Source organism: Amycolatopsis mediterranei (genome assembly GCF_026017845.1).
Classification (GTDB): Bacteria; Actinomycetota; Actinomycetes; order Mycobacteriales; family Pseudonocardiaceae; genus Amycolatopsis; species Amycolatopsis mediterranei.
The window spans coordinates 10,055,688-10,070,944 of sequence record NZ_CP100416.1 but is presented as its reverse complement, the minus strand read 5'-3'; the positions used below and the strand labels follow the sequence as shown (position 1 = coordinate 10,070,944).

Annotated in this window: 15 protein-coding genes; 9 read left to right on the top strand and 6 right to left on the bottom strand. The window is 71.4% G+C overall.

All coding sequences use genetic code 11. The features are described 5' to 3' along the window. Nucleotides 1-113: 113 nt before the first annotated feature. Nucleotides 114-1,166 (bottom strand): alpha/beta hydrolase, encoded by a 1,053-nt coding sequence (locus tag ISP_RS45810; RefSeq protein WP_013230588.1) that lies wholly within the window; start codon nt 1,164-1,166, stop codon nt 114-116. Between the two features lie 127 nt (nt 1,167-1,293). On the opposite strand from ISP_RS45810, the gene ISP_RS45805 reads away from it, so the two are divergent. The 5 genes from ISP_RS45805 (at nt 1,294) to ISP_RS45785 (ending at nt 5,079) form a co-directional block, all read left to right on the top strand. Further along, nucleotides 1,294-1,866, top strand: a complete 573-nt coding sequence (locus ISP_RS45805) for an NADPH-dependent FMN reductase (RefSeq protein WP_176742094.1) — start codon at nt 1,294-1,296, stop codon at nt 1,864-1,866. A 134-nt stretch (nt 1,867-2,000) separates the two neighbouring features. Then, complete coding sequence (locus tag ISP_RS45800) at nt 2,001-2,423, top strand: organic hydroperoxide resistance protein (RefSeq protein WP_013230586.1); 423 nt, start codon at nt 2,001-2,003, stop codon at nt 2,421-2,423. A 43-nt stretch (nt 2,424-2,466) separates the two neighbouring features. Beyond that, the gene (locus tag ISP_RS45795) at nt 2,467-2,943 is read left to right on the top strand and encodes a Dps family protein (protein WP_013230585.1); all 477 of its coding nucleotides are present in this window, start codon (nt 2,467-2,469) and stop codon (nt 2,941-2,943) included. A 73-nt stretch (nt 2,944-3,016) separates the two neighbouring features. Then, nucleotides 3,017-4,405: a glutamate decarboxylase gene (locus ISP_RS45790; RefSeq protein WP_013230584.1), complete on the top strand. Its 1,389-nt coding sequence runs from the start codon at nt 3,017-3,019 to the stop codon at nt 4,403-4,405. 47 nt (nt 4,406-4,452) lie between these two features. Continuing rightward, nucleotides 4,453-5,079 (top strand): TIGR03085 family metal-binding protein, encoded by a 627-nt coding sequence (locus ISP_RS45785; protein WP_013230583.1) that lies wholly within the window; start codon nt 4,453-4,455, stop codon nt 5,077-5,079. Here the strand turns inward: ISP_RS45785 and ISP_RS45780 are convergent. From ISP_RS45780 to ISP_RS45760, 5 genes are read right to left on the bottom strand one after another with little or no spacing between them, the layout of a single operon-like run. Then, nucleotides 5,045-5,767, bottom strand: coding sequence for a hypothetical protein (locus tag ISP_RS45780; protein ID WP_013230582.1), 723 nt, complete (start codon nt 5,765-5,767; stop codon nt 5,045-5,047). The two genes, ISP_RS45785 and ISP_RS45780, sit on opposite strands and share 35 nt — an antisense overlap. Beyond that, a complete protein-coding gene (locus tag ISP_RS45775) occupies nt 5,764-7,575 on the bottom strand; it encodes a carbamoyltransferase family protein (protein ID WP_013230581.1) in 1,812 nt (603 codons plus the stop codon). The genes ISP_RS45780 and ISP_RS45775 overlap by 4 nt, the downstream gene beginning before the upstream one ends. 26 nt (nt 7,576-7,601) lie before the next feature. After that, nucleotides 7,602-8,852: a hypothetical protein gene (locus ISP_RS45770; protein ID WP_013230580.1), complete on the bottom strand. Its 1,251-nt coding sequence runs from the start codon at nt 8,850-8,852 to the stop codon at nt 7,602-7,604. After that, on the bottom strand, nt 8,849-10,090 hold the full coding sequence (locus ISP_RS45765) for an ATP-grasp domain-containing protein (protein ID WP_013230579.1): 1,242 nt from the start codon (nt 10,088-10,090) through the stop codon (nt 8,849-8,851). The genes ISP_RS45770 and ISP_RS45765 overlap by 4 nt, the downstream gene beginning before the upstream one ends. Then, nucleotides 10,087-11,097, bottom strand: coding sequence for a glycosyltransferase family 2 protein (locus tag ISP_RS45760; RefSeq protein WP_034285517.1), 1,011 nt, complete (start codon nt 11,095-11,097; stop codon nt 10,087-10,089). Before ISP_RS45760 ends, ISP_RS45765 begins: the two co-directional genes overlap by 4 nt. Nucleotides 11,098-11,418: 321 nt before the next feature. On the opposite strand from ISP_RS45760, the gene ISP_RS45755 reads away from it, so the two are divergent. The 4 genes from ISP_RS45755 to ISP_RS45740 are packed head-to-tail and all read left to right on the top strand — an operon-like array spanning nt 11,419 to nt 15,243. Further along, on the top strand, nt 11,419-12,126 hold the full coding sequence (locus ISP_RS45755; RefSeq protein WP_013230577.1) for a hypothetical protein: 708 nt from the start codon (nt 11,419-11,421) through the stop codon (nt 12,124-12,126). Continuing rightward, complete coding sequence (locus ISP_RS45750; protein ID WP_013230576.1) at nt 12,123-13,163, top strand: GNAT family N-acetyltransferase; 1,041 nt, start codon at nt 12,123-12,125, stop codon at nt 13,161-13,163. Before ISP_RS45755 ends, ISP_RS45750 begins: the two co-directional genes overlap by 4 nt. Continuing rightward, nucleotides 13,160-14,227, top strand: a complete 1,068-nt coding sequence (locus tag ISP_RS45745; protein WP_034285519.1) for a hypothetical protein — start codon at nt 13,160-13,162, stop codon at nt 14,225-14,227. Before ISP_RS45750 ends, ISP_RS45745 begins: the two co-directional genes overlap by 4 nt. Continuing rightward, nucleotides 14,224-15,243: a GNAT family N-acetyltransferase gene (locus ISP_RS45740; RefSeq protein WP_013230574.1), complete on the top strand. Its 1,020-nt coding sequence runs from the start codon at nt 14,224-14,226 to the stop codon at nt 15,241-15,243. The genes ISP_RS45745 and ISP_RS45740 overlap by 4 nt, the downstream gene beginning before the upstream one ends. Nucleotides 15,244-15,257: the final 14 nt, after the last annotated feature.

Genomic DNA, 15,257 nt, shown 5'->3' with positions numbered 1-15,257 from the left:
CCGCGGACATTTCTCCGCGCCGGGCTCCGGGGCGTTCGCCGCCTGGTGCAGTGAATGACTCATTCCTGACGTCCGAAGCCAGGAATGAGTCATTCACTGCGGCCGGGCCGGGGTCAGTGCACTTTGGACAATCCCTGCCGCAGGGCGCCCGCCATCTCCGCCAGCGCTTCCCGGAAGCGGGTGCCGACGCCGGTGAAGTTGATGAACCCGTGGATCAGGTCCTCCTGCCGGCGCAGCGCCACCTCGACCCCCGCCTCGCGCAGCTTCTCCGCGTACGCCTCACCTTCGTCGCGCAACGGGTCGAAGCCCGCCGTGACGATCAAGGCCGGCGGCAGGCCGCTCAGGTCGTCCGCGCGCAACGGCGAGAGCCGCGGGTCGGTCAGGTCGGTTCCTTCGGGCACGTAGTGCCCCTCGAACCACTTCATGTGCACGTCGGTCAGGAACAGGTTCTCGGCGAACAGGTCCTGCGAGCGGTAACGCTGCGCGAAGTCCGTCGCCGGGTAGATCAGCAGCTGGAACGCCGGCACCGGGCCGCCGCGGCGGACGGCCTGCTGGGCCGTCACGGCGGCGAGGTTGCCGCCCGCGCTGTCGCCGCCGACCGCGATCCGGGCCGGGTCGGCGCCCAGATCACCCGCTTTCGCCACCGCGTACTCGAACGCCGCCAGCGCGTCTTCCGTCGCCGCCGGGAACGGGAACTCCGGGGCCAGCCGGTATTCGATCGACAGCACCCGCACCCCGGCGTGCTTGGCCAGGAAGCGGACGGCGTTGTCGTGGCTCGAGCGGGTGCCGATCACCCAGCCGCCGCCGTGGAAGAACACCAGCAGCGGCGACCCCTCGGGCAGCCCGACCGGCGTGTACAGCGTCGCGGGCAGGTCGCCATCGGGCGTGGGGACCGCGATTTCCCGCACCGAAACGGGCTCGATCGGCTTCCCGCTGACCAGATGCCTGCCGGCGTCGAGCAGCGCGCGTGACTGCTCGACCGAGCCGCGCACGAGCTCGGCTCGGGCGATCTTCTGGAGCCGGAGAAGAAGCTGGGCGTCGAGCGCGAGGTCCTGGCCGTCGATGCGGACGGGCCGCCCGGCGACCGCCCGCCGCACCGGCGTGGGCAGCCAGAACGCGAGCTGCGACGCGGCCGCCTGAGCACGAACGGGGAGCGGGATCGCCATGGTTCCTCCATCAGCCTCGGGACTGCGGGTGAGGTTACTTGCCAGTAGGTAGCTGGTCCAGGTGTGACCGGAACCTCGGTCCCAGAGTCTGGTCCTCCAGTTAACTGGAGGGGTTAGCCTGGAAAACGTGACTTCAGCCAGGACGATCAACGTGCTCGGGATCGGCGGCTCTCTGCGTGAGGGCTCCCAGTCCGAACGCGCGCTGCAGATCGCGCTCGCGGGCGCGGCCGAAGCGGGCGTCCGGACCCGGCTGATCTCCGGCCCCGAACTCGTGCTGCCGTTCTACGACGCCGGTGTCCCGGAGCGCGACGAGCGCGCCACCCGGCTGGTGGAGGCCATCCGGGAGGCGGACGGGCTCATCGTCGTCTCGCCGGGCTACCACGGCGCGCTGTCCGGCCTGGTCAAGAACGCCCTGGACTACGTCGAGGACCTGCGTGAGGACCGCCGCCCCTACCTGGACGGCCGCGCGGTCGGCCTCGCCGCCGTCGCGTACGGCTGGCAGGCCGCGGTGACCACGCTCGAGCAGCTTCGCACCATCACGCACGCCCTGCGCGGCTGGGCCACTCCGCTCGGCGGCTCGATCAACTCGGCCGAGACCAAGTTCGACGAGGCCGGCGGGGCCTCCGACGAGAAGAGCGTCCGCACCCTTCGCCTGATCGGGCGGCAGGTCGCCGAGTTCGCGGTGACGCGCGCCGCATGACGTTTTGCCTGGGGGCCGCCGGGTACGCCAGGTACGTGATGCCTGCCATGTGGGGGCACCGTTCCGCGGATGCGGGATGTTGTGCCCAGTGAGACGCTCGCTGTGGAGCGTCCGCGACAGAAGGCAGGCTGAGCATGGGTCAGGCGATCTACACCGCGGTGGCAACGGCGCGCGGCGACGGCCGCAACGGCGAAGTGACGTCGTCCGACGGTGTCATCGACGAGTCGCTGGCCATCCCGAAGGAGATGGGCGGCCCCGGCGGGGACAAGACCAACCCCGAGCAGCTGTTCGCCGCCGGCTACTCGGCCTGCTTCCACAGCGCTCTGCAGCTGGTCGCCCGCCAGGCGAAGGTGCCGCTGAACGGCTCCACGGTGACCGCGGAGGTCAGCGTGCTCAAGCAGGAGGTCGGGTTCGGCCTCGGCGTCGCGCTGAACGTCTCGCTGCCGGGCCTCGACCAGGCCCAGGCCGACCAGCTGGTCGAGCAGGCGCACCAGGTGTGCCCCTACTCCAACGCGACCCGCGGCAACATCGAGGTCGCGCTCTCCGCCACCGTCTGACCCCGTCCACCTCCGCACGAGTCCGAGGAAAGGATTTCGCCAGATGAGCAAGTCTCCGATCAAGAGCCCGCTTTCCGAGGCCGACAAGGAGATCACCGGCAACGCCCTCCAGGCGACGCTGGTCGACCTGGTCGACCTGTCCCTCATCGCCAAGCAGGCGCACTGGAACGTCGTCGGCTCGAACTTCCGCAGTGCGCACCTGCAGCTCGACGAGCTCGTGAACACCGCGCGCCAGTACGTCGACGAGGTCGCCGAGCGCGCCAACGCCATCGGCATCTCGCCGAACGGCAAGGCGAAGACCGTCGTCGAGAGCTCGGGCGTGCCCGAGTACCCGGACAACTGGCAGTCGGTCGAGGCCACGGTCGCCGCGATCGTCGACATCCTGGCCGCGCTCATCGAGCGGCTGCGCCAGCGCATCGACGAGACCGACAAGAGCGACCTCGTCACGCAGGACCTGCTGATCGAGATCACCCGGGCGCTGGAAGAGGCGCACTGGATGTGGCAGGCCCAGCAGGCCTGATTTTTCCCACCAAAGGGGCCGTTCCGGATGGAGCGGCCCCTTTCGTGCAGCCACGGCCAGTACGTTCGGTGGCATGGTCTTGCATCAGGGGAAAGCCGGCCGCCCGGACCGCACGGCGGGGACGAACCCGCTCTACGCCGGAGCGAATCCGGCGCTCGCGGCGGGCTTCGTCATGCCGCACGACAAGCTGCGTGAGGACTCGCTGCCGCCGGACACCGCGCTGCAGCTCGTGCGCGACGAGCTGATGCTCGACGGCAACGCGCGGCTCAACCTCGCCACCTTCGTCACGACGTGGATGGAGCCGCAGGCGCGTGAGCTGATGGCCGAGTGCGTCGACAAGAACATGATCGACAAGGACGAGTACCCGCAGACGGCCGAGCTCGAGCGGCGCTGCGTGAACATCCTGGCCGACCTGTGGCACGCGCCCGACCCGGGCGACGTCATGGGCTGCTCGACGACCGGGTCGTCGGAAGCGTGCATGCTCGCCGGGATGGCGCTGAAGCGGCGCTGGTCCAAGCTCGGGCGCACCGGGAAGCCGAACCTGGTGATGGGCGCGAACGTCCAGGTGTGCTGGGAGAAGTTCTGCGAGTACTGGGAAGTCGAGCCGCGGCTGGTCCCGATGGACGGCGACCGCTACCACCTCACCGCCGACGAAGCCGTGGCGCGCTGCGACGAGAACACCATCGGCGTGGTGGCGATCCTGGGCTCGACGTTCGACGGCAGTTACGAGCCGGTCGCGGAGATCGCCGCGGCCCTGGACTCGCTGGAAGAGCGCACCGGCTGGGACATCCCGGTGCACGTCGACGGCGCTTCGGGCGCGATGATCGCCCCGTTCCTCGACCCGCACCTGGAGTGGGACTTCCGCCTGCCGCGCGTGGCGTCGATCAACACGTCGGGCCACAAGTACGGGCTGGTGTACCCGGGCGTCGGCTGGGTGCTCTGGCGCGACAAGGCCGCGCTGCCGTCCGAGCTGGTGTTCAACGTGAACTACCTCGGCGGCGACATGCCGACGTTCGCGTTGAACTTCTCCCGCCCGGGCGCCGAGGTCGCGGCCCAGTACTACACGTTCGTCCGGCTCGGCCGGGAAGGGTTCCGCGCGGTGCAGCAGGCTTCGCGTGACGTCGCCCTGCACTTGTCGTCCGGGATCGCGTCGCTGGGGCCGTTCTCCTTGCTGACCCGAGGTGATCAGCTGCCGGTGTTCGCGTTCACCACCCGCCCGGACGTCGGCTTCGACGTCTTCGACGTGTCCCGCCGACTGCGTGAGCGCGGGTGGCTGGTCCCGGCGTACACGTTCCCCGAGAACCGGACGGACCTGGCGGTGCTGCGGATCGTGGTCCGCAACGGCTTCACACACGACCTGGCGGATCTGCTGCTGGCGGATTTGCGGCGGGTGCTCCCGGAGCTGGAGCAGTTCGGCGGCCGCCCGAAGGACCCGGCGAAGGCGACCGCGTTCCACCACTAGCTCACATCGCGTCGCCAGGGCGGCTACCGACGGGTAGCGTCGACGTCATGGGTGTCGCTGCTGACGAACGCCGGGCGCTGAGCGCCCTCTTCGAAGACCTCGGGCCGGACGCGCCGACGCTGTGCGAGGGGTGGACCACGCGGGATCTCGCCGCGCACCTGGTCGTGCGCGAGCACCGGCCGGACGCCGCTCCCGGCATTCTCGTGCCCGCCCTCGCCGGGCACACCAAGAAAGTCCAGGACCGGTACGCCGCGAAACCGTGGGCGAGCCTGGTCGAGCAGGTGCGGAAGGGCCCGTCGAAGTTCTGGCCCACCGCGATCGGCCCGCTCGACGAGCTGACCAACGCCGCCGAGTTCCTCGTCCACCACGAGGACGTCCGGCGCGCGCAGGAGGGCTGGGAACCGCGGCCCGCCGACCCCACCCGGGACGCCGCCGCCTGGCGCTCGGCGACGCAGGCGGCGAAGCTCAACCTCCGCAAGTCGCCGGTCGGCGTCACCTTGCGCACGAAAGACGGCCGCGAGGCCGCCGTGAAGACCGGGCCGGACCCGGTCACCGTGGTCGGCGACCCCGTCGACCTGCTGCTGTTCGTGTTCGGCCGCGACGCCGTCACCCTGGACTTCGAGGGCGACGCGGCCGCCGTCACGAAGCTGCAGGCTGCGAACCGCGGACTCTGACCGTCACCCACCGCCCGACCGGCAGCGCGACCACGACCGCGGCCAGCACCAGGTGCACGGCCATGAACGCGACCGCGGCCGGGACGCTGGGCGGCCCGCCGAGGAACACGATCATGTGCGACGCCCACTTCAGCTCGGCCGGCTTCGTGCCGGCCGACCAGACGTCGTTGAGCGCCCAGAACGTCAGGTCGTTGACGCCGGAGATGACCACCAGGATCGACGCGACACCCACCTTGAGCACGTTCGCCGTCCGGCCGCCGCCGAGGCGGTAGGCCAGCAGCGCGAACAGCACGATGAACGTCGTCACGAACAGCTCGAACTGGTACACCGGCTGGAACGCGTCGTCGTTCGTGGGCGCTTCGCGGGCGAACTGCTGGACGCGCATCACCAGTTCGGTGTCCAAGTAGGACATGTAGCCGAACACGGCGAACACGATCAGCGCGGGCCCGAACTTGCCGCGCGGGAACAGCGACACGGTCAGCACGGCGAAGACGAACGGGCACAGCTTGAACGCCCAGTCGCCGACGTTGTCCAGCGTCTGGTCCGGCGGCAGCACCACCATGATCAGCAACGCGGTGACCACGGCCGGGACGGCGGCGACCAGCCACAGCCACCGCCGTTGCCGGTACAGCGCGCCGACCCAGCCCCGGCCGGGAGTGACCGGGGCTGGTGCCGAGGTCGTCGTCATTCTTCCTCCAGCTGCGGCTTCTCGACCCAGAACGGGCCGAGGGCCAGCGCGTCGACGTCGGTCTTCAGGTAGCAGGCGATGGCGTCCTGCGGGCTGGCGACGATCGGCTCGTTGTTGTCGTTGAACGACGTGTTGACCACCATCGGCACGCCGGTGAGCTTCTCGAACTCGCTGATCATCCGGTAGTACAGCGGATTGTCCTCCCGGCTGACGGTCTGCACCCGCGCGGTCCCGTCGACGTGGGTGATCGCGGGGACCTCGGCGCGCTTGTCCGGCAGGACGTCGAACACCAGCAGCATCACCGGCGACGGGTAGCCGCTGACGAAGTACTCGCCCGCGCGTTCGGCCAGGCACGACGGCGCGAACGGGCGGAACGCCTCGCGGTGCTTGACCTTCTCGTTCATCCGGGTCTTCGATTCGGGGTCGCGCGGGTCGGCGACGAGGGAGCGGTTGCCGAGCGCCCGCGGGCCGCACTCCATCCGGCCCTGCACCCAGCCGACGATGCGCCCCTCCGCCACCTTCGCGGCCGTGTGCGCGGCGATGTCGGCGACGCGGGTGTACTGGACTCCGGCGTCCTGCAACGCCAGTTCCATCTCGGCCTCGGTGTAGTCCGGACCGGTGTAGGTGTAGCCGTCTCGCGGCCGGGGGCGGTGGTACTTGCCGACCGAGACCTCGAGCGCGGCCCCGAGCGCGCAGCCGTCGTCGGCGGCCGCGGGCTGGGCGAAGAAGTCCTCGAACGGCGTCTCCAGCAGGATCCGGCCGTTCATGACGCTGTTCAGCGCGACGCCGCCGGCCACGCACAGCCGCTTCGAGCCGGTCTCGCGCTGGAGCCACCGCGCGAGGTGCAGGCCGGCTTCCTCCAGCGTCACCTGGAGGGCGTAGGCGACGTCGCAGTAGTGCTGCGGCACCGGGTTCTCCGCCGTCACCCGGGTCTTCGGCCGCGCCGGGCCGAAGGTGTCGGTGAACTTCTTCGCCATCACGTGCTTGCCGGTCCGGTGGTGGCCGAACCAGCTCAGGTCGAGCTCGAAGCCGCCGTCGTCGTCGAGGTGGATCAGCTGCTTGAACGCATCGACGTAGGTGTCCTCGCCCAGTGGCGCGAGTCCCATGATCTTGCCCTCGTCGCGAGTCGGGTAGAAGCCGAGGTAACCGGTGACGCCGGCGTACATCGCGCCGAGGGAGTGCGGGAACTTGATGCGCCGCAGGTCGGCGATCCGGTCGCCGCGACCGTGCGCGAGGTACGTGGCCGTGCCGTCGCTGCCGATGCCGTCGAACGTGAGCACGGCCGACTCGTCCCACGGCGAGATGAAGTAGCCGCTGGCCGCGTGCGCGCGGTGGTGGTCGACCAGGTGCGTCTTGAACTTCGCAGGGCCGGTCCACCCCGCGGCGTCCTTGACGTCCTGCGCGAGGGTGTAGGACCGCTTGATGTGCGCCAGGACCGCGCCGCCGACGTGGTAGTCGTCGCTGCCCGGGCCACCGCCGGTCTTGAACGTGTCCACCATCCCCGCCGACTTGCCGCCCTCGTCGCCGTTGTCGTTGCGGAAGACGTCCAGGGTGCCCGGGAAGTACCGCGCGAACACCTTGGCCGCGTGGATGCCTTCCTTCCAGCGCTGCCAGTAGTAGGCGACGTGGTCGACGTCGGCGAGGGTGATCCCGCCGCGGTCGAGGCAGAACTTGATGGCCTCGGCGGGGAAGCCGCCGTCGTGCTTGACGCGGGTGAAGCGTTCCTCTTCGGCGAAGGCGATGATCTCGCCGTCGCGCACGAGCGCTGCGGCCGAGTCGTGGACCCTGCTGATGCCCAGAACGTACATGACTTCCTTCTCCCCTTGTGCTGACATCAGTGACGGCGGATCAGGCGCCGCAGGACGGCGGCCTTGACGGTGAGTGCGAGGACGAGCGCGGCGAACCCGCCCACCGGCCCGAGTGGCGGGACGAGCAGGGCCGCGGCGAGGGTGGTCGCGGCCAGTGAGACGACGGCGGTGCCCGACGTCAGCGTCAGCACCTTGCTGTTGGTGTTTTCGACGAGGAAGCTCGCGTAGATCCCGGTCGCGTACAACGCCGTCTCGACGAGCACGAGCACCCCGAGCACGACGTAGCCGCCGGCCGTGAGCAACGCCCGTGCCGACGGCACGGCGAGACCGGCGGCCAGCAGCACCGCGAACGCGATCCCGCCGCGCTCGACCAGCTTCAGCAGCTCGGCCGCGCGGGCCCGGCCTGCCGCCGCGCCGGTACCGCGCATCCGCCACGACGCCGTCGGCTGGTGCACCCTCAGCTGGTAGAACAGCAGCGAGCAGAACGCGCTCGAAACCAGCAGGGCCAGGTAGAACGGGCCGCTTTCGGTGGTCCGCCCGGACAGCGCGAACACGCCGAACACCACCGACGTCGCGAGCACGTCGAGCACTTCGGTCAGGCCGAGCAGGACCGTGCTGCGCCCGAACGCGGGCAGCAGCCGGTGCCCGGGCAGCCCCCCGCCGCGCAGCCACGGCCGGGGCAGCAGGGCGGCCGAAACCCCGAGGATCACCAGGAGACCGCCCAGCAGCATCGCCAGGTGCGCCCCGGGCGGCCACCGCACCGCCCACGTCACGCCGGTGACGGCGGCGACCACGGCCGAACCGGCGGTGAACGCCACCGCGTCCAAAGTGGACTTCCCGCGCAGCCGGTGCAGACCGGACACGGTCATGAGCAGCCCGCCGGAGATCGACCAGGCCGCCGCCGTCAGGTACAGCGCCGCGTCCGACCGCGGTGCCACCACGAGGGCGACGGCCGTGGCGGCCAGCACCACCAGCACCGGCACCGCGGCGAGCCGGACCGCGAGCGCGGCGACCGCGTCCCGGGTCAGCCGCAGCCGCGGGAGGGCCTTGAGCGCGGACTTCTCCGCCGCGCCCGGGATGAAGTTCAGCCAGGTCACCAGGCCGAGCGCGGTGGCGAACCGCCCGTAGTCGCCGGCGCCCCACGCGGTGATCAGGACGAGCCCCATCAGCTGGACCGACAGCCGGAACGCGCCCCGGCCGGCGAGCAGCCGCAGCACCACCGCCGGCCGCGGCGGCGCCACGGCCGGCGCGGCGGTGACCGAGGAGGAGCCGGTCACGGCAGCGGTACCGCCATGTCCTGCTCGTGGAGCAGGAACTTCAGCGTGCCGCGCACGGCGTTCTCCGCGGTGAGCAGCTCGGGCACCGAGCCGGCGGTGAGCACGACGTAACCCAGCTTGTGCCCCGCCTGCTCGTACGGCCGGATGAACGAACCCTCGTCGGCGAACAGGTGGAGCCCGACCACTCCGGGCATGGCGCGCACCTCCTCGGCACCGTCCACCCGGGACAGGTGCCCGCCGCGGTCGGAGGCGAGGACGTGCACCAGCGTCGGCTTCGGTTCGTGCAGCTCCAGCCGCACCTCGTCGCCGGTCGCGGTGGCGATCGCGGCGGCGATCAGGTCGGCGCCGTGGCACTGCGCGATCGCTTCCGCGAGGCCGTTCCCGCCCATGCGCGCGCCCATCTCGACGAGGTACAGCCGCCCGTCCCGGCCCAGCACGGCGTCCAGCGTGAGCGGCCCGCTCCGGTAGCCGAGCTCCGTGCAGATCAGGTCGAGGGCCTCGACCAGCTGGAGTTCGGCGTCCGCCGGCAGCTCGGCGGGCAGCAGGTGCGACGACGTCACGAAGAACGGCGGCGGGGTGAGCGTTCGTTCGGTGACGGCGTGGAAGACGATCCGGCCGCCGACGACCAGCGCCTCGATCGTGAAGTGGGAGCCGTCGAGGTGTTCCTCGACGACCAGCCGTCCGGAGGGGGAGAACGCGAGCGACTCGGTGAACGCCGCGGTCAACCGGCCCGGACCGGGGCAGGAGACGACCCCGCGGCTGCCGGAGGAGTCGACCGGCTTGACCAGGGCGGGGAACCGCAGCTGCTGGGCCGCGTTGACCAGTTCCGGCCCGGGGCGGCCGCTGACGCTGCGGTAGCCCGGCAGGCCGAGGTCATCGCAGAGGGCGCGGAACACGGACTTGTCGGTCGACGCTTCGACCGCGGCCACGGGCAGCGGGTCCGGCATGCCCCAGTGCCGGGTCAGCCACGCCAGTGCGGGCAGCCCGACGTCGCTGGCCGGGCTCAGCACGCCGGCGAGGTCACCGCGGCCGTCGAGCGCGGCCGCGATCTGCTCCGGTGCGCGGACGCTGACCTGCAGGAACTCATCCGCGTACGCCACCGCCGGCGCACCGGGCCGGACGTCGACACAAAGCGTGCGGAACCCCAGTTCCCGCGCGCGCTCGTAGGTGCTGACCGAACCGTCCGCGCCCCCCAGGATCACCAGGGTTCTCGCGGGGTCGTTGTTCGAACTCGTCACGCTGAAACGCCTTTCCCCAGTTGCACATCGATGAGCCGGGGACCCGCCGGGTCCGCCGAGGTGAAGAGCCGGTCGTCCGCGTCCACGACGACGTTCGCTTCCCGGACGTAGAACTGCCGGGGCCGCGGCTGCCCCGCGCCGACCACGACGAGGTAGCGCACGGTCAGCGACAGGACGACCAGGAGCACGCTGAGCAGCGCGAACAGCAGCGCGGCCGTGGCGCTCGCGCCGAGCAGCCCGAAGGTGGCCGCGCCGGCGGCCAGTACCCCGAGCCCGCCGGCGATCAGGGCCGTCACGGACGCCGCCGTCGTCAGTCTTCTGGTGAAGCCGACGAACAGCTCGATGGCGTGCGAAGCCAGGAAGCCGAAGCCCACCTTCGACTCGCCGCGCTCCCGGGCCCGGTGCGCCACCTGGACGCAGGTGTACCGGCTGGTCAGCCGGGGGACCGTGGCCAGGAAGTACGGCGTGCCGAGCCGCAGGTCGACGATTTTCCGGGCCAGCTCGGCGCGGACCAGCCGGAACGCCGTGGCCCCCGGCGGGATCTCGATGCGCAGCACGCGCCGGCCGAGGAAGTGGAACGCGGCGGTGCCCCAGCGTCGCAGCCGCGGGTCCTGGCGGTTGGTGCGGACGCCGAACACCGCGTCGTTGCCCTGCTCGGCCGCCGCGATCAGCTTCTCCGCCTCGGCGGCGGGGAACTGCTGGTCGGCGTCGACGTGCAGGATCCACGGCTTCGTCGCGTACCGGTAACCGGCCGAGAAGGCGGCCTCGAACCCGAAGTTGCGGGAAAAGGACAAATAGCGCACGCGCGGATCGCCTGCCGCCAGTGAACGGATCACTTCCAGTGACCCGTCACTGCTCCCGTCGTCGACGTAAAACAGTTCCAGCGGATAGTGGCCTAGTTCGTTGGTTATTTCCCGATAGGACGGTTCCAGGTTTTCGACTTCGTTGAAGCACGGAATGACTACGCTGAGTCCACTGTGGTTTGGTCCAGGGAAAGTCCTGGTCATCGCCGGCGCCTGGCGCGCCGGGCGGGTCTCGTGGTCATTCGGTCACCGAACGTGGTATTACTACTCATGAATCCCCCAGTGGATCCGGTAAGGCGGCTTGCCTGTCTGTGCGACCTGCGAGTTATAAGCAGAAAAGCTTCCGTTTGGGGACGGCCTCGGCGGGAATTCCTCCTTTCAGCCCAGGGAGGAAGTCGCGACTTTAGGGCATTCGGTCTGTTCTTCCGTGAAGTTGCTTCCCAAACCCGATCGGATGGCTCAGACTCCTGCGCCATGGGGAATCCGGGGGTGTCCTTGGTTTGGCGTGCCGCCTATAAGCGGGCGGTGCGGTCGGCGTTCGCCACCGTGCCGTTCTACCGCGAGCGCTGGGCGCTCGACGGCCGGGAGGACCCGGTCGTCGTGCCCGGTCGCACCGGGACGAACGGTGGCGCGGCGCCCCTTGCGGAAGCCGTGCACAAGCTCGTCGACCTGGTCCCGCTCGCCGGCGGCGCGCCTCGGCCCGATCCCGTGCGCGGTCTCGGCCGGGTGCTGCGGACGGCACGGGCTCCCGGGCCCGGGAGCCTGGTCGTCCTGCTCGGACCGGACGACTTGCGGCCGCCTGCCGACCTGCCGAAGGGGGTGCGTGGCTGCGTCGCGGACCCGGACGGGCCGAACGCGTCGGTGCTTCGCGAGCTGACGGCCACCCTGCACCGGGATCACCGCGTGCTCGTGGTCGGTGACGACAAGGCCATCGCCGCGTTCCCCGGTGACGACCGCGTCGAGGCGGTGCCGCACCGCGAACTCGACTCGCTGGACAGCGGTCCCTACGGCGTGCTGCACGACCCCGTGCTCGGGTACCTCGGCGCACTGGGGAACTGCGGCCGGTGGCACCTCGACTGGCCGCACGTCTACGCGCGGCCGACGGACGGCGGCCTCGCCTTCACCCTGCTGCGCCAGGATTCCCCCCGGTTCGTCGACGTCCTGCCGGCCGGTGGGGTGCGCGGCGAGATCGCCCCCTGCCCGCGCCACGGCACCCCGGTCGTCCTCACATGAGGTTCGAGTTCCACGATCCCCGCGTGGACCCGGCACCCGCGGGCTGGGCCGAGTTCTCCAGGACCGCGCGGCTGCACCCGGTGTGGGACTACGAGCTGATGGGCATCGAGGCGTGGGGCGCGCGCAACCCGCAGCAAGTGGTCGTCGCGACGGACGGCGGCGAGGTCGTGGCCGGGATGTCCGTGCTGGTTTGCCGCCCGTGGCTGGCTCCGCGGTTCGCGCCCGCGCCGGGACGGCGGTCGATGCGGCCGTTCTGGGCCGAGGTGTACCAGCCGTGGCTGAGCGGTTATCCGGGCATCGTGTTCGCGCCGGGTTTCCCGGCCGGTGATCGGGCCGCGCTGGTACGGGCCTTCGAACGGGCGCTGCGGCGGCACCTCGGGACCGGCCTGCTCGGCGTGCTCTACCGCGCGATCGACGGGGAGTTCGCGGGGCACGCGGCGGGCCGGGGCCGTCTGGTCCGGCCGGCGGAACCCACGGCCGTGCTGGAGAACCGGTTCGAGTCCGAAGAGGACTGGCTCAAGACGCTCCCGAGTGCCCGGCGCTCCAGTCTGCGACGGCGGCGCCGCCGGATCGCCGAAGACCCGGAGCTGACGGTGCGTGGGGGGCCCGGCCGCGACGACGTCGACGCCGCCGAGGTCGCCGCGTTGATCAAGGAACACCGGGGGCGTTACGGGAAGCTGCCGCTGGACACGCGCACGATCCCGTCGGCCGGCTTCCTGCACCGGTTCGTCCGGCGGCCGGACGTGCACACGCTCACCTACGCCGATCCCAGCGGCCGGCTGCTCGCGGTGAACACCCTGCTCGACCACCCGGACAGCCCCTGCATGCAGCATTGGGCGGCGCTGCCGCTGGACGAGCGCGGCCGGGGTTCGGGCCTGTACTTCGACTCCTACGTCCGCGCGGTGCGGTTCATGGCGCAGCGCGGGGCGAAGGAACTGTCGGCGGGCCGTGGCATGAACGAGCTCAAGGGGGAGCTCGGTTTCCTGCCGCGCAAGCTCTACGCGGCCGCGGCACCGAGGCCGGTACTGGGCCGATGACCGCTCCCGCTGTGACGACGTCGGCAGTGGACATCCACGACCCGCGGATCGACCCGCGGCCCGGCGGCTGGACGGAGTTCCGCAACCGGTCCCTGCCGCCGGTGTGGGATTACGAGCTGCTGCGCCGCGAGGCGTGGCTGGCGAAGAACCCGCCGGTGCTCGCGGTCGTCCGGCTGGGCGCCCGGGTCGTCGGCGCACTGTCGGTGATGGTATGCCGCGGCTGGGGTTCGCGGGAGTTCGCGCCGGTGTCCGGTGGCCGGTTCCCCCTGCGCTGGGCCGAGGTCTACCTCCCGCTGCTGAGCGGCTATCCGGCGTGCGTGTTCGACGATGACCTCGACGCGCCTTCGCGGCGCGAGGCGATCCGCGAGTTCGAACGGGCGCTGCGGCAGCACGTCGGTGCCGGCCTGCTCGGGGTGGTCTACCGGGCGATGAACCCGGAGCTGGTGCCGGTGCTGGCGGGCCGCGGCCGGGTCAGCCGGGAGATCGATCCGGCCGCCGTGCTGCGCAACACGTACGCCACGCCGGCCGAGTGGGAGTCGTCGCTGAGCCCCGAGGTCCGGCGGTACCTGCACGCCGGCGTCGCCACCGAAGCGGCGTTCGGGCGCACCGACCTCGACCCGCACGAGCTGGCGGTGCTGCTCAACGCCCACCGCGCCCGGCAGGACGAACGCGCGTGGGCGGGCGGCCAGCGCTCGCGTGTCGGCGGGCTGCACCTGGACACCCGCAGCCCGATCGCGTCCGGGTACCTCGACGCGCTCGTCCGGCGGCCGGACGTGCTGACCCGCACCTATCGCGACGGCGCCGGGCGGCTGCTCGGCTTCAACACGATGATCGACCACGAGAGCGGCTGCGCGGTCCACCACTGGGCGGCGCGGCCGAGCGCGGCCGGTGGCCGGAAAGGTCTCTATGTCGACTGCTACGCGAAGTGCGTGGCGCACATGATCGCCGCCCGCCGGCCGGAGCTGACCGCGGGCCGGGCCATGCTGCCCGAGAAGTCCGCGTTGGGCTTCGGCGCGCGGAGCCTGTTCTCGGTGGCCGTGCCCCGGCCGGTGCTGGGCCGATGATCGACGTCCTCGACCCGCGCCACGACCCGGAACCCGGGTACTGGACCGTGTTGCGCGAGCAAGCCGGGCTCCGGGCGGACTGGAGCTGGGAGGTGCTCGTCACGCAGGCCTGGGCGGCGCGGACCCCGCAGCCGATCACGGTGTTCCGGGACGGGGACCGGCCGTGCGGGGTGGTCAGCGCCGCGTGGGTCACCGGCCGCACCCGGCGGAACCGGTTCGCGGGTGCGGGCCGGGGCCGCGTGGGCGGTCTCGACGTCCGGGGGCCCGGCGCGAGTTCGCAACCCGGCTGGTGGTTCGCCGAGGACGATGCCGACGGTGGCGTGCGGCGGCTGCTCGAAACGTACGTCCCGGCGATGCGGGCCGCGCTCGGGCCGGGGTTCGGCGGGCTGCTGCTGCGGCAGGTCGGGGAGGTGGGCCTGCCCGCCGTCTCCGGCCGGTTCCGGCTGGTGCGGCGGACCGAGGACGTCGCCGTGCTCGACGTCTCGGCGTTCGGCTCCCGCGACGACTGGATGAACTCCCTGGCCCGGAAGCGGAAGCAGAACCTGCGCAAGATCTTCCGCACCTTCGACGCCGATCCGTCGGTCGAGGTGCGGTGCGTGCCGGGCAAGGAAGCCGACCCGGTCGCCATCGCGGAGGTGCTCCGGCACAACGAACACAAGCACCGCGACGTGCCGATCGTGCCGCTGCCGCACTTCACCGGCTACCTGACGGCGCTGCTGCGCCAGCCCGACGTCCGGGTGGTCGAGTACCACGACACGCGCACCGGCCGGCTGCTCGCCTTGGCCACCCTGTTCGACCACCCGACGGTCCCGATCGCCCGGCACTGGGGCGCAGTGCCCCCGGAGGACGGCGGCCGGCCCAACCTGTACTTCCACTTCTACGGCGAAGCAGTGCGCTGGGCGATCGAGAACGGGCGCGCGTCCATGGTGTTCGGGAAGAAGATGGCCGAGATGAAGGCGACGCTGGGCGCGCGGCTCGTACCCCAGTACGCGGCTGCCATCCCGGCGTGGTGCTAGCTTCCGGGCGTCAC

Coding starts and splice junctions, on each gene's coding strand:
- ISP_RS45790 (WP_013230584.1), top strand. CDS start 3,017: ATGGTCTTGCATCAGGGGAAAGCCGGCCGCCCGGACCGCACGGCGGGG.
- ISP_RS45810 (WP_013230588.1), bottom strand. CDS start 1,166: ATGGCGATCCCGCTCCCCGTTCGTGCTCAGGCGGCCGCGTCGCAGCTC.
- ISP_RS45740 (WP_013230574.1), top strand. CDS start 14,224: ATGATCGACGTCCTCGACCCGCGCCACGACCCGGAACCCGGGTACTGG.
- ISP_RS45785 (WP_013230583.1), top strand. CDS start 4,453: ATGGGTGTCGCTGCTGACGAACGCCGGGCGCTGAGCGCCCTCTTCGAA.
- ISP_RS45795 (WP_013230585.1), top strand. CDS start 2,467: ATGAGCAAGTCTCCGATCAAGAGCCCGCTTTCCGAGGCCGACAAGGAG.
- ISP_RS45775 (WP_013230581.1), bottom strand. CDS start 7,575: ATGTACGTTCTGGGCATCAGCAGGGTCCACGACTCGGCCGCAGCGCTC.
- ISP_RS45800 (WP_013230586.1), top strand. CDS start 2,001: ATGGGTCAGGCGATCTACACCGCGGTGGCAACGGCGCGCGGCGACGGC.
- ISP_RS45780 (WP_013230582.1), bottom strand. CDS start 5,767: ATGACGACGACCTCGGCACCAGCCCCGGTCACTCCCGGCCGGGGCTGG.
- ISP_RS45745 (WP_034285519.1), top strand. CDS start 13,160: ATGACCGCTCCCGCTGTGACGACGTCGGCAGTGGACATCCACGACCCG.
- ISP_RS45750 (WP_013230576.1), top strand. CDS start 12,123: ATGAGGTTCGAGTTCCACGATCCCCGCGTGGACCCGGCACCCGCGGGC.
- ISP_RS45760 (WP_034285517.1), bottom strand. CDS start 11,097: ATGACCAGGACTTTCCCTGGACCAAACCACAGTGGACTCAGCGTAGTC.